Consider the following 17,160-nt stretch of genomic DNA (forward strand, 5'->3'; position numbering starts at 1 on the left):
CGTGACCGCGTGATCGCGCGGGCGCTCAGGCGCCCGCCAGCGTGACCGCGGCGTCGGGGCCGTGAGCGAGGACGCGCGCGTGGCCGCCGAGGATGGCGGGCTCGTTGCGGTGGCCGTGGCCGATCGGCAGCCCGGCGACGACGGGGATGCCCAGCGGGAGCAGCCTGTCGCGGAGGACCTCGTCCACCGTGATGCCGTCGGGGCCTGGCGCGCACTGATCGAAGTCGCCGAGGACCACCGCCGCGGCCGGGGCGAGGTGGCCGCCGACCTCGAGCGTCGCGAGCATGCGATCGATGCGGTAGGGCCGCTCGGTGACGTCCTCGAGCAGGAGGATGGCCCCCTCCGGCACCCGGAGCCGCCCCGCGGCGGCGCAGGCGTGGAGCAGGGCCAGGTTGCCGCCGAAGAGCGGCCCCTCGGCCACCCCGGCGCGCAGCGTGGTGAGGCCGTCGAAGCGGCGCTCACCCAGCGGATCTTCGAGGGCGCGGATCAGCGCGGCGCGGGCGCGGGCGTCGCCGCGCCCGAGCGCGGTGACATGGACGCCATGGAGCGACGCCACGCCCGCGCGCGCTGCCTCGACGTGGAGGGCCGTGACGTCGGAGAAGCCGACGATCCAGCGGGGGTGCGCGGTGAGGGCGCTCCAGTCGAGCCGGTGGACGAACCGGTTCGCGCCGTAGCCGCCGCGGGCCGCGAAGATGGCCCTGACGTCGGGGTGCGAGAGCGCGCGGGCGAGCTCGTCGCTGCGCCGGGCGTCGCTGCCGGCCAGGTACCCGGCCCGCGCGAACAGCCCGTGATGGGAGGGCGCCGACAGCGATGGCGGCCCGCCCCGCCGGCCGTCGCCGTCGAACGGAGGCCCCTCGCCCGCGTCGAAGAGGACGCGGTAGCGCTGGGCGAGCCAGCCGATGCCGACCCGCGCGAGGACGTGCTCGAACGGGCTGGAAGGGGCGATCACCGCGACGGTATCGCCCGGCCGGAGCGCAGGGGGCAGGATCGGCGGGGGAGAGCTAGCGAGCACCAGGTTCGTCGTCGATCAACTCCACGTCTTCCGCATCCATGTCGACGTCGATCGCGTCGGAGCCGAGCAAGTGCGGCACGACAGGCGCCACGGGGGCAGCGGGCGCGACGGGCAGCGCAGGGGCCGAGAGGGGCGCCTCATCGTGCGCTCGATGGGCCTCGCCGCTGTCGACGTCGCCGAGCGTCTGCGGCCCTGCGTGAGCGTCGAACTCCGACCACTGCGCGGGAGCGGCTGGCGCATCGGAATACGCAGCCGGAGCAACGTGGAGGACCTGGGTGGCGCTATCCAGAGGGAGCCTCTGCCCCTCGCGCAGAACCACATCGACATGAGCAGCGCCGCTGCCTGCGTCCGCCGCGTCGGCGTGCGCGGCGACGCCGTAGGCCCAGACCTGCTGCTCCGGCTCGACCGGCAGCGCTTGCGAGGCGGCGGCGTCCGCCGGCTGCGCCTCGGGAGCCGACAGCGCCTCCGCTGCGGGGTACGCCTCCGCCGCCGGATACGCCTCCGCCGCGGGGTACGCCTCCGCCGCGGGGTACGCCTCCGCCGCCGGATACGCCTCCGCCGCGGGGTACGCCTCCGCAACCGGCTGCGCCTCCGCCGCCGGATACGCCTCCGCCGCCGGATACGCCTCCGCCGCGGGGTACGCCTCCGCCGCCGGATACGCCTCCGCCGCGGGGTACGCCTCCGCCGCCGGATACGCCTCCGCCGCGGGGTACGCCTCCGCAACCGGCTGCGCCTCCGCAACCGGCTGCGCCTCGACGCCCTCAAGCGTCTCGGAGCCCGCGTAGCCGTTGCTCACCGCCGCCACCGCGCCGGCCTCGAGGCCGAGCGTCTCGAGCGCCGGAGCCCGGGGCGCGAGCGGCGGCTCGGTCAGCGGCGGGCCCGGCGCGCGCGTCGGCAGCGAAGGAGGCGGCGGGGTGCGCTTGAGCTTGCCGGTCTTGGCCCGCTCGAGGCCCGCGGTCGCGTCCGGATCGCCCGCCTTCATGCGGAGGACGCGGCGCCAGGCGTCCGCCGCCTCGCGCGCTTCGCCGAGCTCCTCCTCCCAGAGGCGCGCCACCTTGCGCGCGAGCTCCGCCCGCTGCGCCGGATCGCGGCCGCGGAGGATCTGGTCCTCGTACAGCTGGATCATGCCGCGGTGATCGCCGAGCTCCAGCAGGAGACCCGACAGGTCGTTCATCACGTCCTGATCCGAGGGCGACAGGTCGTGAAGCTTCTTCAGGTCCGCCGCGGCGCCCTGCCGGTCGCCGAGCACGTCGCGCCGCAGCCTGGCGCGACGCTGCAGGAGCTTGCGCACGAGCGGGCCGTCAAAGACCTCGTCCAGCGCGCGGTCCAGCGTCGCGCCGACGCGGGGCAGGTCGCCCACCTCGCGCCCGAGGGCCTCGAGCGCGTCGAGCGAAGCGTCGTCGACCTGCGTGAGCACGGCGCCGCTCAGCCAGCCGAAGGCGCGGTCGACGTCGCCGAGATCCTGGTAGGCGATCGTGGCCGCGCGCCGCAGGAGCGCCGCCCGGGTGCGGCCGCCGTCGCGCGAGCCCTGGCCGCCGGCCGCGAGCGCCTCGGCGAGGACCGTGCGCAGCGCCGTCGACCGCGACCGCTCGTCGTCGTCCCGCGCCACCTGCTCGAGCGTGGCGATCGTCTCCTCCTGGACGCCGCCGCCGAGGGCCAGCTCGAAGAAGCTCCTCGCCCGGTCGATGGCGCCGCGCTCGCAGGCGATCTGGGCGGCGCGGACGAGCGCCGCGAGGCGATCGGCCGGCGTGCGGCACCGGCCGACCTGGCGCTCGAAGAGATCGATGATGAGGCCCGGGGCCTCGGCCAGCGCCGCGAGCCGCTGGAGCAGCGGCTCGACCTCGGCGGTCGGAACGCTCGCGAGCGCGCCCTCGCCGTGGTGGATCGACTCCAGCGGATCGGCGCCCACGGAGACCCGGACCTCGGCCTGCCGCACGAGCTCGGCCGCCCGGGCCGCGCCCGCGAGATCCCTCGCGAGGAGCTCGTGCGCGGCGGTGAGGGCCTCGCGATCCTGGAGCTCCACCGCGATCGCCTCGAGCTTCTCCGCGAGGCCGGCGTCGGCGGTGCGGGAGCGCGCGAGCTCCATCGCCACGCGCGCGGCGTCCTTCTGGCGACCGACCTCCACGAAGCGCTCGAAGGCCCCGCGCAGGGCGACCTCGCGCCCCGCGCGCGCGGTCGACTCGTTCCAGGCGACCAGCTTGGTCGCGACGATCCCCTTCCACCCGCTCCGATCGCCGAGCGCGACGTACGCCTCTCGGCACGGCTCGTCGCCCTGATCGGCGAGCCGCTCCAGGAGCGCCAGCGCCTCGTCGCTCTTGCCCAGCTGCTGGTCGAGGATCTCGGCGAGGCGCCGGGTCATCTGCGACGCCTCGTCGTCGTCGCCCTCCACCTCGATCAGGATCGCCATCAGGCGCGCGACCTTCGGCCAGTCGTTCAGCCGCTCGGCGAGCCGCAGGAGCCGGGCGACCGCGTCGAGGTCGTCCGGCTCGACGGCGTGGACGATCTCGAGCGCCCTGACGGCGCCGCGCGGATCGTCGAGCGGGCCCTCGTACAGCGCCGCGAGGCGCTGCGCGATGTCGACCTGGTCGTGGCCGTACACGAGCACGAGCTCACGCTCGAGCGCGCCCGCGACCCCCCTCGGGTTGCCGCGCCGCTCCTCCAGATCGGCGATCCCCTGCAGCGCGATCCGGTTCTGCGGATCGAGCGTCGCCACGACCGCCTCGTAGCGCGCGATCGCGGCCTCGAGGTCGCCGGGGCCCTCCGCGAGCATGCGCGCCTCGCGCAGGGCGAGCGAGATCTTGCCGGGCTCGCTGTCCGTCAGATCGCCGAGCTTGCGGAGGAGCTCCGCGCCCTGCTGGTGATCGCCGCGCTCGCCCGCGTCCTGGGCCAGCCGCTCGAGGGCCTCGGCGTCATCGCCGTCGGCGAGCAGGAGCGTGAGCGTCGCGCGCTCCCCGTCGCGATCGCCGAGCTCGCGCTGCAGGGCCGCCGCGGCCCGCCGCGCCGCGACGCGCTCCGCCCTGTCGCCGAGCACCTCGGCCCGGCTCAGGAGGAACCGCACGAGCTCGGGCCACCGATGGGCGCGCCGGTAGAGATCCTCGATCGCGGGGGCGGCGTCGGTCGCCGGATCGATCTCGACAGCGCGCTCGACGCGGTCGAGCGCGCCGTCGACGTCCCCGGCGCTGAAGAGCAGCTCGGCGGCCTGGACGAGGAGCGCAGGGCGCGCCTTGCGGTCCGCGAGCAGCGCGCGCTCGCAGAGCGCCCTCGCCGCCTCGGCGAGCCGCCCCGCCGCGACGTAGGCCTTCTGCGCCAGCTCCCACAGCCTCGGTTGGCGCAGCAGCTCGGCGGCCTGGCCGTAGGCGTCGCCCGCGGCGCCCGGCTCATCGAGCCGCATCCGGAGCTCGCCGAGCTTCTGAAGGAGCGGCCCGTGGTTCAGCTTCCCCTGGAACCAGGAGGTCGCGTCGGCGAGGACCCGCGCCGCGAGATCGAAGCGCTCGCCGCGCTCGAAGAGCTTGACGGCGGACAGGAGCGCCGCGCCGTCGTCCGGCGCGAGTCCCGCGATCCGCACCCACGCCTCCGCGGCCGCGATGGGGTCGCGGCGCTTTTGCTCATGGAGCGCGACGAGCGCCATCTCGATCTCGACCCGCTGCGCGACGTCGGGCGTCGCCGCGGCGTCGTGCTCGAGCAGCGCGGCGAGATCGTCCCACCGCGAGCTCCGCTCGAGCAGCCGCCTCAGCTCGGCCTGCGCCTGCGCGTCGCCGGGATCGAGCTCGGAGAGCAGCTTCCAGGCCTGGACCGCCGAGTCGACGTCGCGCAGCTGCGCCTCGCACAGCCCGGCGACGTCGCGCAGCTGCGCCTTCCTGCGCTCGATGGGCGCCTCGGGGACGCGCGCCGCCGCGAGCAGGACGTCCCGCAGCTCGACGAACATCCGCTTCTGGCGCAGCTGCTCCTCGACCTGCGCGAGCACGTCCGGGTTGGCCGGCTCGCCCTTGAGCACCTCGCGGAGCTTGGCGAGCGTCAGCGGCTTGCGAAGCTCCTCCGCCTCCTCCTTCGGCGGCTGCGGCGCCTCCGAGGGGGCCGAGCCGCCGAAGGCGAGAGGCGCCGGCGCGGCGCCGGCCAGGCCGTACGCCCCCGCCGAGGCCGGCGCCGCGGCGTCCGCAGGCGAAGCCAGCGTGTCCGGCGCCGGCAACCCCGGCGCGGGAGCGAACGAAGACGCCGGCGCGAACGCGGCCACCCCCGGCTCGACCAGCCCAGCGGCGGCCGGCGACGAGAGGACGCCCGAGGGTGGCACGGACGCGTGCGCATGGGCGGCTCCCGCGCTGGGCGGCACCGACGACCGGTGCGCAGGCGCGGCAGCCACGCCCAGGGGCGGCGGCGGCACCGACGGCAGCCGCGGGGGGGGGGGGCGGCACGGACGCCCGCTTGCGCGCCTCGGGGGCCATGAACCCGTTCGGGTTGACCTGGAGGTAGGCGACGTAGCGCGGGCGGAGCTCCCCGATGCGGCCCAGCTGCTTCCCGTAATGGTCGGCGAGCTGCATCGCGCGATCGTGCCCCGGCGCCGCGCGGAGGGCGTAGACCGAGTACGAGTAGCCGTACTCCCCGTCGTACGTCTCCGCGAGCGCCACGAAGAGCTCCGCGGCCTCGTCGCGCTCTGGCTGCGGCACCGGCTCGCCCGCCTCGATGCGGTCGACGATGGCGACGCCGAGCGCCTGGATGAGCCCCATGTCGTGCGGCACGAACGCGCGCGCGTTCCGCAGCGCCACGGTGGAGCCCGCGAGATCGCCGGCGCGGCGCCGGATGTCGGCCTCGTCGCGCAGCAGGGCGAGCCGCCGATCCGGGTCGTCGACGAGCGCCTGCTCCATCGCGAAGTACGGGATCGCCTCGGCGTACTGCTGCTGGGCCTTCAGCATCTCGCGGGCGGCGTAGATGGCGTAGACGTTGTGCGGATCGAGCTCCGCCAGGCGGCGCCAGTTCTCGAGGGCGCGCTCCGGCCGCGAGAGCGGCGGCTCGCTCCACAGCCGGCCGAGCTCCTCGTGCAGGGTCGAGACCTGCGCGCGCACCTCGGGCCGCTCGAAGAGCAGCGGCGTGAGCGCCTTGACGAGCCGCTCCAGGAGCGCGACGAGCGCCTTCTGATCGCCCTTGTCGCGGTAGAGCTGCGCCAGCCGCTCCGCCGCGGTCCGCTGCGTCGGATCCTTGTCGATGGCGATCATGAGCGTCCGCGCGGCGTGGTGCGCGTCGCCGATGGTGGTCGACCACACGTTCGCGGCCTCGCTCAGCCAGTGCGCCGCGTACGACGGATCTGCGGTGGAGCTGCCGACGCGCTCGAGCAGCATGGCGTACGAGCGTGGGTCCTGCTCCCCGGCTCGGTGAGCATACGCCAGGGCTTCCCCGTCATGCGGATTCGTGACGAGCCGCTGAACGAGCGTTTCCATCTCCCGGGGATCCATCGGTGCGCGGCGAAGTTACACGTTAGCCTCCGGCTCGTACAGCGACTCTCGGCGCCATTCGCGATCGGACGCCGCTGTCTCTCGCGCGACGGGACTCCATGGAAGCGCGGGCCTTCGGGGGCCCACGTCGGCCTTGCGCAGCGGTGCCGCGCGCGTGCCGTCATCAGTCGAATTTCACATATGGCTTGCGCGGCTGCGCTGGCTTTCGCCTCGGTGTCGACGCCGAGGGTACGCCCGCGGGCGCGGGCGCCGCGCTGGCGACCCCCGCGGTCGGCGCGCCGGACGGCGGCGGCGGCGCGGTCGGCGCGGTCGGCGCGCCGGACGGCGGCGGCGCCACCGGCGCGCTCGGCGCGGCGGGCGCCGGCGCGGTCGGCGGCGCCGTCGGCGCGGCGGCGGGCGGCGGGTCGGCGCGCGAGATCGCGCTCGCGAGTGCCCTCGCTTCCAGCGCTACCCCTTTCTGAAGGCTGTGCGCGCTGCCGTCCGCAGGCCGGCGGAGCTCGCGCACGGCGAGCGCCATCACGATCAGGGACAGGGCGCCGGCGCCGACGGCCACGCGCGAGGTGCGCCTCCGCGGCGCGGGACGCAGCGTGCTCGGCGCCTGCGCGGCGCCTTCGCCGTCGCCCACGACCGCGAGCAGCTCGCTCGTGGCGCCGGCCTCGGCGGGCTGAGCCGGGCCGAGGCGCTCGCGGTCGAGGCTCGGCCTGGCCTCGCCCATCGCGCGATCGAGCTCGGCGATGAACTCCTGGGCGCTCCGCGGCCGATCCTCGGGCCGCTTGGCCAGGGCGCGCTGCAGGAGCTGCGAGAGCGACGGCGGGATCCTGGCGTCCGGCGCGGCCTCGCTCGCCGGCACGGGCGACGACTTGATGTGCCTCGCCATCACGACGACCGCATCGTCGTCGATGAACGGCGGCCTCCCGACCAGCATCTGATAGAGCAGGACGCCGAGCGAGTAGAGGTCGCTCCGCGCGTCGAGCGGCCTGCCCTGCGCCTGTTCCGGCGACATGTACCGCGGCGTCCCGAAGACGGTGCCTGCCTGCGTCTCCAGGGCATCGACCGGCCGCTCCGTCCCGGTCATCACCTTCGCGATGCCGAAATCGAGCACCTTGCAGATCTCCTCGTGCTCGCCCGCGGGGGGCCTCGCCAGGAACAGGTTGTCCGGCTTGAGGTCCCTGTGGATGATCCCCTTGTCGTGCGCCTCGGCCAGCGACAGGAGCGCGTGCCGCGCGAAGCGGGCGGCGTCGCCCACGCGCAGCCGCCGCAGGCGCTTGAGCCGCTGACCGAGCGACTCGCCCTCGAGCAGCTCCATCGCGAGGTAGAGGGAGCCGCTGCTCGACGTCGTCCCCTCCACGGGCGAGCTCTGCTCTGCGGAGCGACCGCGGCCGAAGGCCGCGTCCGTCGCGTCGTCCACGATCTCGCCGAAATCGAACACGGTGACCGTGTGCGGCGACCGGAGGAGGCTCATCGCGCGCGCTTCGCGGGTGAAGCGCGCCTTCGCCTGCGCGTCGAAGGCCCTGTCCGACCGCAGTATCTTGATGGCCACGTCGCGGCCCATCGCCTCCTGGCGCGCGCGGTACACCGTGCCCATCGAGCCGGCGCCGAGCTTGCCCACGATCACGAACCGATCCGCGATCGTGATCCCCAGGAACGGATCTCCGTCGGCCTCGCCGAGCACCTCGCGGCTCACGAGGGCCAGCCCGTCGCGGGGGCAACGAGGTAGCCTCGCGCTCTGGCCGCCCTGGGAACCGCGCTCGCCGGCGGGAGACGGAAGCTGGCTGGACGAGCTCCTCCCCTCCAGCGCGACGGCCCCGAGGTGGTGACAGCGCGGGCAAATCAGCGCCATGGCCCCGCTGGGCTCGCCGGGCGACCCGGGGGCGCTGGCTGGGAACTGGCCGTCAGCTTGCACGAACTACCACCGCGATGGGGGGATCGTCCGTTACTTGGGCTCGCATCGCAAGGCCCACGACTCGCCTGTCGCTCGCGGGTGGCAGCCGAAGAACGCGGCGTCGCCGCAGGACGCATCGCTGCAGCAGACGTCGCTACAGAATGGCTGCGTTTGTTCAGGATCCTTGATGCACATACCACTCCGACAGTCCTCGGGCGTGGAGCACGGAACGCCGATGGCCGCGAGGCTGTCCCCGGACAGCAGCGTGATGCACGCACGGACGGTCGAGCGTCCGTCGATCGCGAGCTCAGCACAGCCGACGCGCTGCCTCACCTCGCCGGGCGTGTCCGGGCACATCTCCGAGCCACAGCACGGGATGGTGCAGCGGCCGCTCCGGCCGCTCCCTTCCACCTCGGCGCAGAGCCCGGACGCGCAGTCCTCGTCCCGCTCGCACGGGTCGAAGTAGCCTCCCTCACCCAAGGCGGCGGCCTGGCACGCCCAGGCCGGACCGGACGAGACGAGGCCCGTCGTGAGCCGGCACGCCGCGCCGTTCGCGGCGCAGCTGGTGTCGGAGCAGCAAGCGTCGACGCAGGCGCCGTCGTTGCAGATGCCCGATCGGCAGTCGCCGGGCGCGGCGCATCGCGCGCCGGAGAGCCCCGTGCCCACGTCGGGCCGGCCGACCTCCCGGCCGATGCGACAGAGGCCGCTCCCTCCGCCGTCGGGGATCCAGCAGACCGCATCCCGGGCAGGATCGCAGTCGCTCGAGCTGCAGCAGGCGCGCGCGCAGACGCGCGGCCCCTCGACGTCGAACAGCGCGGGATCGAGGCAGAAATCGAGCGCTCCGCAGTCCTCGTGCCGCGCGCAGCGCGCGCCCAGCGCGCGCTCCAGCTGCTGCTCGGCGCAGGCGCCGTCCCTGCAGACGGCGCCCTCGGGGCACGCCGGCGGCCCGAGCGCGCCCTCGTCCGTGCAGCGCACCGGGCCCAGCGTGCCGTCGACGAGGACCTCGCACCCGGCGCCGAGCGACACGAGCGCGGCGAGCCCGCGGAGCAGCCTGCGCCGCGCGGCGCTGGGGCGCATCAGAACTGCACCCGGAGCCGGGCTCCCTCGGCGCCCAGCGACAGGCGGATCCCCTGCGCCCCCGCACCGGCGCCGCGCGGGAGACGGCGAGCCTGCCCCGGCGTCAGCGCGCGCGAGCCGGCGGCCGAGGCCGCGCGAGCGGCTGGGCTCGCCGCGGGGGCCCCGGGAGACAGGTACAGGTAGAGCGCCGCTGCCCCGGAGAGCCCGGCGACCAGGAAGGCGATATCCGCGGCGACGGCGCACCGGTGGGCGGCGCTCGCGTCGGCCTGCAGGTCGGCGATGGAGACGCCGGCGCCGGTGCGCTCGCCGGCGCCGGGATCCCGCGCCACGGCGAGCGCGGCGAAGACGCCGCCGACCACGAGCGACCCCGCGGCGATGCCCCCGCTGACGCCGAGCCAGGTCGCGCGCGGCATCGCGCTGCCGACGGCCACGGGATGGCGCGGCAAGCGCGGCAAATACGGCAGCGCCGTGGAGACCGAGGCGGCCTTCGCGGGCGCGGACGGCGGCGGCTTCGCGCCGGAGAGCTCTCGCTTCGCGCCCTCGAGCCGCTTGAGGACCGCGTGCACCTCCTCACGCGCCTTCGGGAGCGCCTCCATGTCGAGGTAGCGGCGGTAGTAGCGCTCGGCCTCGTCGATCTCGCCCAGCCGCTCGTGGATCATCGCCAGGTTGTAGATGAGCTCTTTGCCCTCGGGATCCAGCGCCACGGCGGCCTCCAGCTTCGCGATGGCCGCGCGGTACTCGCCGTGCTGGTAGCGCCGCTGCGCCTCGTCGTGCAGCGCGGTCGCTCGCTCGATGCGGAGCCGCTTCTCCTCCTCGTCCCGCGAGAGCGGCGGCGGGGCGGGAGGGCTCGGGCCGCCGCCCTGCGGCGGCTGCGTCGGCGGGGAGGCGGGCGCGACAACAGGCGCGCGGAGCGGCTCCGGCGGGGGCGCCTGTGCCGCCAGCGCCGGCGGCGCGCCGTGGGCGACCGCCGCGGCGGCTGCGACCGCGGACGCGAAGCACACGACGATGCGCGCGGCCTCGGGGCCGATCCAGCGAGGCAAGCGCGCTGTGGGGCTCGTCACGGCCGCCCACCATAGCGTAACTTCCGCGCGGATAACGGCGTCTTGAGGCAGGCGGGGTGAACGCCGCCGCCGCGGCGATCACCTGAGCTTGCAGCTGTACTCGCCGGCGAACACGAGCGCCCGCTCGCACCTGACGTCCACGACGCGCTTCGCCGTGGTGAACTCGAAGGTCTGGCCGAACGGCGTCCGTTCCAGCCGCGTCATCTGCGCTCTGCACCCCTCGCTCGCGCGGCGCGGCCCCGGCGCGCTCGCGGCGCCGTCCTCGCCGCACGCGACGAGCGCCGCCCTCCGTTCGACGTCGGCGTTGTCGGAGACGACGTTGTAGACAGCCGAGACGCTGAAAGCGACGCAGAGGGCGAAGAGGACGAGCTGGCCGAAGCGCTTCACAGCCGGAGCTTACCCCGTCCGGCGCGCGAGGGGCTCGTCGCCGCGCGCGACCCGGCTCAGAGCCGCATGCCCGAGCCGGGCAGCGGGTTCCACGGCTGCCGGCGGGTGGTGTACTGGCCCCGCACGAACGCCCCCAGCACGGGCGCGATGTTGCGCGCGATGTCGTCGTCCCACTCGCCGCCGTTGATCCCGTCCTGCGGGGAAAGATCCGGCGAGAGCAGGAAGAAGCCCGGATAGAGCCGCCGCGGCACCTTGATCTGATCGAGATCTTCCTTGAAGAGATCGATGTCCACGCGCACGAGCCGCACGCTCCGGAGGGCCGTCTGCATCAGCGGATCGCCGAGCGCGCGGTCGACCCCGCGGCACGGCTCGCAGGGATCGCTCGTCGTCATCACGAGGACCTTCTCGCCCTGGGCGTATGCCTCCGCGCGCTGCTTGGCGAGCTCCTCGCTGAGCACGGACACGTCGACGCCGATATCGACGATGGAGACCCCGCCGATGCGCCGGTGGGTCGTGTGCTGAGGGACGCTGCCGCTCGGCTGCACCGCCGGAGGAGGCGCCTCCGGCAGCGGCATCGACGGCGACGCCGTGCTCGCCGGCTCCGGCGAGGCCTCCCCCTCCGGGAGGGCGGAGGCCGTCTCTGCGCCGCGATGGGTGCTCCACATCCACACGCCGAAGCCGATCGCGGAGCTCCAGCAGAGGGTGAGCAGGACGCCGAGCGCGAGCCCGACGCTGGCGAGCGCATACCCCCTGCGCACGGCCGGGGCCTGCTCGATCTCGCGACGAGCCGCCCAGCCGAAGGCGATCGCGGCGATCGCCCCGAGGGGCCCGAACAGCGCCGCGACGAGCGAGCTCACGGCCAGCGTCGAGAGCTGCCGTCGCTCCGGCGGGGGCGGCGGCGTGAGGTAGGGATCCTCGATGATCAGCCGCGTCGCCTGCGCGCGGCTCAGCTGCGCTGCAGCCGGCGCGAGCGGGACGCGCCCGCGGGCCGCGACCGGGTCGCAGGGCAGCGCTCCAGGCGGCTCGCTTTCGCAGGGCAGGGCGCCTGTCTGCACGTCCCTGAGCGCAGCAGGCGGCTCGTTCGCATCGCGGTTCGGCGGTGGCTGAGTCGGGCCGAATGCGTGGCTCACGCTCTTCATCCTAGCGCCGGAGGCCGCGCTACGCCCGCCGCACGGGCCCCCTCATCGCGTGAGCGCTCAGGGGATGCAGGTGCGCTCGAGCACACGCAAGACTGCGCGCTTCGTGCTCACACCGGTGCTCATGGGCTCCGTCCATGCGACGCCCACCCGCTCACCGGCGAGCGCGACGCTGGGAGAATCCTTTACGGGAAACACCCCATCCGACACCCGGATCCCTCGAGCAGAGGGCGCGCCGTCGGCGGCCAGCTTCACGAGGAGGGCTTGCCCCTCCACCTTGCCATCGTGGCCGACCCAGGCCACAAGGGCCCCGTCGCCGCTCGGCGCGAGCGCGCGCCACTTGCCCTTGCCAACGACCCAGGGCGCCCCGCGCGGCCGCGCCTCGGCGTCCAGCGCGCGGGCGATCAAGGTGGCTCCCTCGCTCCAGACCAGCAGCGCGCCGGCGCTGCCCGTGGCCACAAGGCCGAGCCGCTGATCCCTGTCCGGCGTCTCCTGAGCGGCGCCTGCCGGTCGGTCGCCGCCCCGTCGCGTCGCGACGACGTGGGCATTCCCTTCCCTGCCCGCGGCGTCGAACCGCGAGGCCCGGATGCTCCCGTCCTCCTCGTCCTGCCAGGCGACGAGGTAGCCACCGGACGCGTCGGCGGCGACCGTCGGCCAGCGCGGCTTCTTGGCGCTTCGCGTGACCCCGACCGCCTTGAGCTGCGGCTGCGCAGGATCGACCGGCGCGAACTGGAACACCCCCAGGCGCTGGCGGTCCGGCCCGAAGGGCGCCGCTGCGACCAGGGCGCCACCTGGAGCGGGCGCGAGGGCCACATGGTCGCTGACCTCCCTCCCGATCGCGCCGACGCGCTGGATCTGCACCGGCGGGTTCGTCTCCCAGCGGGGCCGCGCGTACGCGAGCCCCTCCGCGTCGAACCACGCGACCGCCCATTCGTCGCCCGAGGAGAAGATCCGGAGCCCTGCGTCTCGCGTGCTCGAGATCGCCCTCGCGCGAGCGACCTGCCGGGCCTCGTTATCGAAGCCGGCGAACGCGATCTGCGCGTCCCCTCCCTTGAGGTCCACGAGCCACACGGCCCCGAACGAGCCGTCGGCGCGCCCGGCGATCCCCATCCCCTCGCGCAGGATGTAGGTCGCGATATCACCCGACTTCGCCTTGCACCCTTCCAGGGAGCCGATGGGCACGAACTCCTGGACGCCGGTCCCGCGCGGCAGCTCGGGCTCGGCCGGCGCAGTGGCCACGGCGGGCTCGGTCGGGGCGCTCGACGCAGCCGCGGCTGCGAGGACCGCCCCCGAGGCGCTGGGAGCAGGGGCAGCGCTCGCGGCTCCCCCCGCCGAGGGGGAGGAGCGGCGATCACAGGAGCTGCTGGAGACGGCAAGCAGGGACAGAGCCACGACGTTGGCAAGAGTCGTGGCTAGGGAAGCAGGATAAGAAGAGCGCTTGGTGCGAAGCAGAGGACTTGAACCTCCACGGGAGTTACCCCACTGGAACCTGAATCCAGCGCGTCTGCCAATTCCGCCAGCTTCGCGAGCGGGGACGGCATCACTACCTCACCCCCTCGCGTTCCGTCAAGCGCTCTGTCACGCCCCGAGCGTTTTTCTTCCGCCTGCGGTTCCGTCCTGTTCCGTCCCTTGCGCCCGTTGCGTCCGGTTCTTCCCGGCTGACCCTGGCGCGGTCTCCTTGCCGCGTTGGTTCCCCCACCGACGCCGCACCGGTGCACAGCGAGGAGCGCCTGTGCTAGGGGAGCGCGCTCCCATGGCGGCCATCGGCTCACCTCCTCCCCTCCTTCTCTTCGTCGGCGTGCGCGCCGTCGACCCGACCCAACAGCTCGACGACGTGATCGACGTCGTCGTGGAAGACGGCGTCATCACCCGGGCGGGACGCGGCGCAGCGACCGACGAGCTGCGCCGCGCCGACCGGGCCGAGATCATCCAGGGCGACGGGCTCCTGCTCCTCCCCGCGTTCGTCGATCTCCACGCCCACCTCCGCGAGCCCGGGCAGGAGTACAAGGAAGACATCGCGTCCGGGCTGGCCGCCGCGGCGGCCGGCGGCTTCGCCCACGTGTGCGCGATGCCGAACACGCGGCCGGTCAACGACACCCGCTCCATCACCGAGGCCATGATCGCGCGAGCCCGCGCGATCGGGGGGCCCGCGCTCCACCCCATCGGGGCGATCACGATGGGCCAGAAGGGCACGGACCTCACCGAGATGGCCGATCTCAAGGACGCCGGCGCCGTGGCGGTCTCCGACGACGGCCGCTGCGTGACGTCGAGCTCCGTCATGCGCCGCGCGCTCGAGTACGCGAAGACCTTCGATCTCACGATCATCCAGCACGCCGAGGACCACGCGCTCACCGACGGGGCGCAGATGCACGAGGGGGCGATCTCGACGCGGCTCGGCCTCCGGGGCTGGCCGCGCGTGGCCGAGGACATCATCGTCGCGCGCGACGTGCTGCTCGCCGAGGCCACCGGCGCGCGCTACCACGTGGCGCACATCTCGTCGCTCGGGGCGGTCCGCATCCTCCGCGAGGCGAAGGCCCGGGGCATCGCCGTGACCGCCGAGGTGACGCCGCACCACCTGACGCTCACCGACGCCGCCGTGCTCGGCTACGACACGGCGTGCAAGGTCAACCCGCCCCTGCGCGAGCAGGCGGACGTCGACGCGCTCCGCGAGGCGCTCGCGGACGGCACCATCGACGCCGTCGCGACCGACCACGCGCCCCACTCCACGCTCGAGAAGGACTGCGAGTTCGCCGAGGCGTCGCCCGGCCTCATCGGCCTCGAGCTCGTCGTCCCGGTCCTGCTCGACCTCGTCCGGCAGGGCGCCCTCCCCCTCGGGCGGCTCGTCGACGCCCTCACCCGCGCCCCCGCCCGCATCGCGCGGCTCGAGGCGCCCACGATCAAGGCCGGCGCCCGCGCCGAGCTCTGCCTCGTCGATCCGAACCTGAGCTTCGTGCTCGACCCGGCGCGCCTCCGCTCGAAGAGCAAGAACACGCCGTTCCTCGGCCGGCAGCTCACGGGCCGCGTCAAGATGACGCTCGCCTCGGGGCGGGTCGTCTTCGTCGACGGTGAAGGAGCGGCGACATGAGCTCGCGCAAGGTCCATTTCGTCAGCCTCGGGTGCCCCAAGAACCGCGTCGACTCCGAGGTGATGCTCGGCGTCGCCCGCGCGGCCGGCTACGCGCACGTCGATGACGCCGCCGAGGCCGAGGTGATCGTCGTCAACACCTGCGGCTTCATCGGCGACGCGAAGAAGGAGTCGATCGACGCCATCTTCGAGATGGCGCAGCACAAGGAGCGCGGCAGCTGCAAGCGCCTGGTCGTGGCCGGCTGCCTGTCGCAGCGCCACCCCGAGGAGCTCGCGCGCGAGATGCCCGAGGTCGACCACTTCCTCGGGTCGAGCGACATGCTCAAGCTCGGCCGGGTGCTCGCGGGCGACGCGGAGCGGATGCTCGTCGGCAACCCCGCCGAGTGGCTGATCCAGGCCGGCGATCCGCGCACCCTCTCGACCCCCGGCGGCAGCGCTTACGTCAAGATCGCCGAGGGCTGCAACCGCACCTGCTCGTTCTGCGTGATCCCGGACCTGCGCGGCGCGCAGCGCTCCCGGCCCATCCCGGACGTGGTGCGCGAGGTGGAGCAGCTCGCGGCGGCGGGCGTCCGCGAGATCAACCTCATCTCGCAGGACACGATCGCCTACGGCCGCGACGCGGCGGGCCGCGCCGAGGACGGCGCGCGCGCGACGCTCGCGCAGCTCGTCGAGCGGGTCGCCGACGTGCCCGGCGTGCGCTGGGTGCGGCTGTTCTACCTGTACCCCGAGACGATGACCGATGACCTCGTCGAGCTGCTCGCCGGCCACCCGCGGGTCGTGCCCTACGTCGACATGCCGCTCCAGCACGCCGCCGACGCGATGCTGCGGCGGATGCGGCGCGGCCACGGCGGCGATCGCCTCCGCCGGGTCGTCTCCACGCTGCGCGAGCGCGTCCCCGACCTCACGTTCCGCACCGCGTTCATCGTCGGCCACCCCGGCGAGACCGACGCCGAGTTCGAGGAGCTCTGCGACTTCGTGCGCTGGGCCGAGTTCGAGCGCGTCGGCGTCTTCCGCTACTCCGACGAGGAGGCGAGCCGCAGCTACGAGCTCGAGGGCAAGGTCCCCGCCCGCACGGCCGCGAGCCGCTACCGCCGCCTCATGACGCTGCAGCGCCGCATCTCGCACAAGAAGAGCGCCGCCATGATCGGCCGCGAGCTCGAGGTGCTCGTCGAGGGGACGAGCGACGAGCACGAGTACGTGCTCATGGGCCGCCACGCCGGTCAGGCGCCCGAGATCGACGGACAGGTCTACCTCTCCGGCGGCGAGGTCCGCCCCGGCGAGATGTGCCGCGTCCGGATCACGCAGGCGAGCGACTACGATCTCGTCGGCGAGCTGCTCGACGACGAGGAGAGCGGGCGCGGCGCCGGGCTCCCCCCGGCCGCGGATCTCGGCGCCGTCACGGCGAAGCGGCGCGTCGCCCTGCGCGTGCTGCAAACCGATGGACGCGAGCGCCAACAGAATTGACGGCCGAGCGATCGGGTCGCGGCGCGATCGCTGAAAATCCCGCTGCATCAGCGCGCTCCGCGGCGGAGGGGGCGAGGCACACGGTGTGCTATGACGCCGTGCCGTGCCGATCCTCCGCCGCGCTGCGCTTCACCTCGCCGTCGCCTTCGCGATCTCGCTGCTCGCCGGTGCGGCGTGCCTGAGCCCGACGCTGCCGCTCCCCCCGCCCGAGCCAGCCGACACGATGCGGCCCGTCGCGGATCGCGAGGGGGTGTGGCAGATCTCGGGCAACTGCAGCCCTGGCGCGCGCGTCAGCCTCTTCAACCAGCGGACGCAGCGGGGCGTGATCGAGGAGGACACCGACAGGAACGGCCGTTACTTCCTCGAGATCGAGGCCCAGCTCTGCGACACCCTGCTCGTATGGCAGGAGCTGGAGGGCAACGGAGGCGAGGAGAGCGAGGCGCAATCGTTTGTCGTCGAGGAGCGCACACCGCTCGGCGTCGTGAACGACGCCTGCCCCTGAGTGCGCGACGAAGCCTCATGCGCCGAAGCGGGATGGAGACGACGCGGTGACATGACGACGCGGCGCGCCGCGCCCGATGGCCGCCATCGACGCGTGAGCGGAGCATCGTGA

The 17,160-nt window shown here is 74.3% G+C and carries 13 protein-coding genes and 1 tRNA gene; 5 read left to right on the forward strand and 9 right to left on the reverse strand.

Annotated elements, in window-relative coordinates; genetic code table 11:
- Positions 1-25: 25 nt before the first annotated feature.
- Entirely contained in the window at positions 26-1,012 is a 987-nt protein-coding gene (locus WMF27_RS21385; protein WP_437767038.1) for a S66 peptidase family protein, read from the reverse strand.
- Positions 1,002-5,300: a hypothetical protein gene (locus WMF27_RS21390; protein ID WP_437944474.1), complete on the reverse strand. Its 4,299-nt coding sequence runs from the start codon at positions 5,298-5,300 to the stop codon at positions 1,002-1,004. The genes WMF27_RS21385 and WMF27_RS21390 overlap by 11 nt, the downstream gene beginning before the upstream one ends.
- Before the next feature lie 401 nt (positions 5,301-5,701).
- Here WMF27_RS21390 and WMF27_RS21395 point away from each other — a divergent pair, with 401 nt between their 5' ends.
- Together WMF27_RS21395 and WMF27_RS21400 are read left to right on the forward strand one after the other, a co-directional pair.
- On the forward strand, positions 5,702-5,935 hold the full coding sequence (locus WMF27_RS21395) for a hypothetical protein (RefSeq protein WP_437944475.1): 234 nt from the start codon (positions 5,702-5,704) through the stop codon (positions 5,933-5,935).
- Positions 5,936-6,208: 273 nt separating this feature from the next.
- Complete coding sequence (locus tag WMF27_RS21400) at positions 6,209-6,379, forward strand: hypothetical protein (RefSeq protein ID WP_437944476.1); 171 nt, start codon at positions 6,209-6,211, stop codon at positions 6,377-6,379.
- A 240-nt stretch (positions 6,380-6,619) separates the two neighbouring features.
- On the opposite strand, the gene WMF27_RS21405 is transcribed toward WMF27_RS21400, so the two are convergent.
- From WMF27_RS21405 to WMF27_RS21435, 7 genes are all read right to left on the reverse strand, one after another.
- Positions 6,620-8,359 (reverse strand): protein kinase domain-containing protein, encoded by a 1,740-nt coding sequence (locus WMF27_RS21405; RefSeq protein WP_437944477.1) that lies wholly within the window; start codon positions 8,357-8,359, stop codon positions 6,620-6,622.
- Positions 8,360-8,389: 30 nt separating this feature from the next.
- Positions 8,390-9,415, reverse strand: coding sequence for a hypothetical protein (locus WMF27_RS21410; RefSeq protein ID WP_437767035.1), 1,026 nt, complete (start codon positions 9,413-9,415; stop codon positions 8,390-8,392).
- Positions 9,415-10,476 (reverse strand): tetratricopeptide repeat protein, encoded by a 1,062-nt coding sequence (locus WMF27_RS21415; protein WP_437767034.1) that lies wholly within the window; start codon positions 10,474-10,476, stop codon positions 9,415-9,417. Before WMF27_RS21415 ends, WMF27_RS21410 begins: the two co-directional genes overlap by 1 nt.
- Before the next feature lie 78 nt (positions 10,477-10,554).
- Complete coding sequence (locus tag WMF27_RS21420; RefSeq protein WP_437767033.1) at positions 10,555-10,863, reverse strand: hypothetical protein; 309 nt, start codon at positions 10,861-10,863, stop codon at positions 10,555-10,557.
- Positions 10,864-10,919: 56 nt separating this feature from the next.
- A complete protein-coding gene (locus WMF27_RS21425; RefSeq protein ID WP_437767032.1) occupies positions 10,920-11,993 on the reverse strand; it encodes a DUF4190 domain-containing protein in 1,074 nt (357 codons plus the stop codon).
- Positions 11,994-12,059: 66 nt separating this feature from the next.
- Positions 12,060-13,238, reverse strand: a complete 1,179-nt coding sequence (locus tag WMF27_RS21430; protein WP_437767031.1) for a hypothetical protein — start codon at positions 13,236-13,238, stop codon at positions 12,060-12,062.
- A 200-nt stretch (positions 13,239-13,438) separates the two neighbouring features.
- Positions 13,439-13,525, reverse strand: a tRNA-Leu gene (locus tag WMF27_RS21435).
- Between the two features lie 227 nt (positions 13,526-13,752).
- On the opposite strand from WMF27_RS21435, the gene WMF27_RS21440 reads away from it, so the two are divergent.
- The 3 genes from WMF27_RS21440 to WMF27_RS21450 all read left to right on the forward strand — a co-directional run bounded on the left by WMF27_RS21440 (position 13,753) and on the right by WMF27_RS21450 (position 17,049).
- A complete protein-coding gene (locus tag WMF27_RS21440; protein ID WP_437767030.1) occupies positions 13,753-15,084 on the forward strand; it encodes a dihydroorotase in 1,332 nt (443 codons plus the stop codon).
- A complete protein-coding gene (rimO, locus tag WMF27_RS21445; RefSeq protein ID WP_437767029.1) occupies positions 15,081-16,547 on the forward strand; it encodes a 30S ribosomal protein S12 methylthiotransferase RimO in 1,467 nt (488 codons plus the stop codon). Before WMF27_RS21440 ends, rimO begins: the two co-directional genes overlap by 4 nt.
- 103 nt (positions 16,548-16,650) lie before the next feature.
- Positions 16,651-17,049 (forward strand): hypothetical protein, encoded by a 399-nt coding sequence (locus WMF27_RS21450; protein WP_437767028.1) that lies wholly within the window; start codon positions 16,651-16,653, stop codon positions 17,047-17,049.
- Positions 17,050-17,160: the final 111 nt, after the last annotated feature.

This window comes from Sorangium sp. So ce281, from assembly GCF_051527395.1.
GTDB classification, from domain to species: Bacteria; Myxococcota_A; Polyangia; order Polyangiales; family Polyangiaceae; genus Sorangium; species Sorangium cellulosum_B.

Bases quoted from the DNA above. Each gene is read 5' to 3' on its own strand.
- WMF27_RS21395 (WP_437944475.1), top strand. From the start codon at position 5,702: ATGGCGACGCCGAGCGCCTGGATGAGCCCCATGTCGTGCGGCACGAAC.
- WMF27_RS21400 (WP_437944476.1), top strand. From the start codon at position 6,209: ATGGCGATCATGAGCGTCCGCGCGGCGTGGTGCGCGTCGCCGATGGTG.
- WMF27_RS21410 (WP_437767035.1), bottom strand. From the start codon at position 9,415: ATGCGCCCCAGCGCCGCGCGGCGCAGGCTGCTCCGCGGGCTCGCCGCG.
- WMF27_RS21440 (WP_437767030.1), top strand. From the start codon at position 13,753: ATGGCGGCCATCGGCTCACCTCCTCCCCTCCTTCTCTTCGTCGGCGTG.
- rimO (WP_437767029.1), top strand. From the start codon at position 15,081: ATGAGCTCGCGCAAGGTCCATTTCGTCAGCCTCGGGTGCCCCAAGAAC.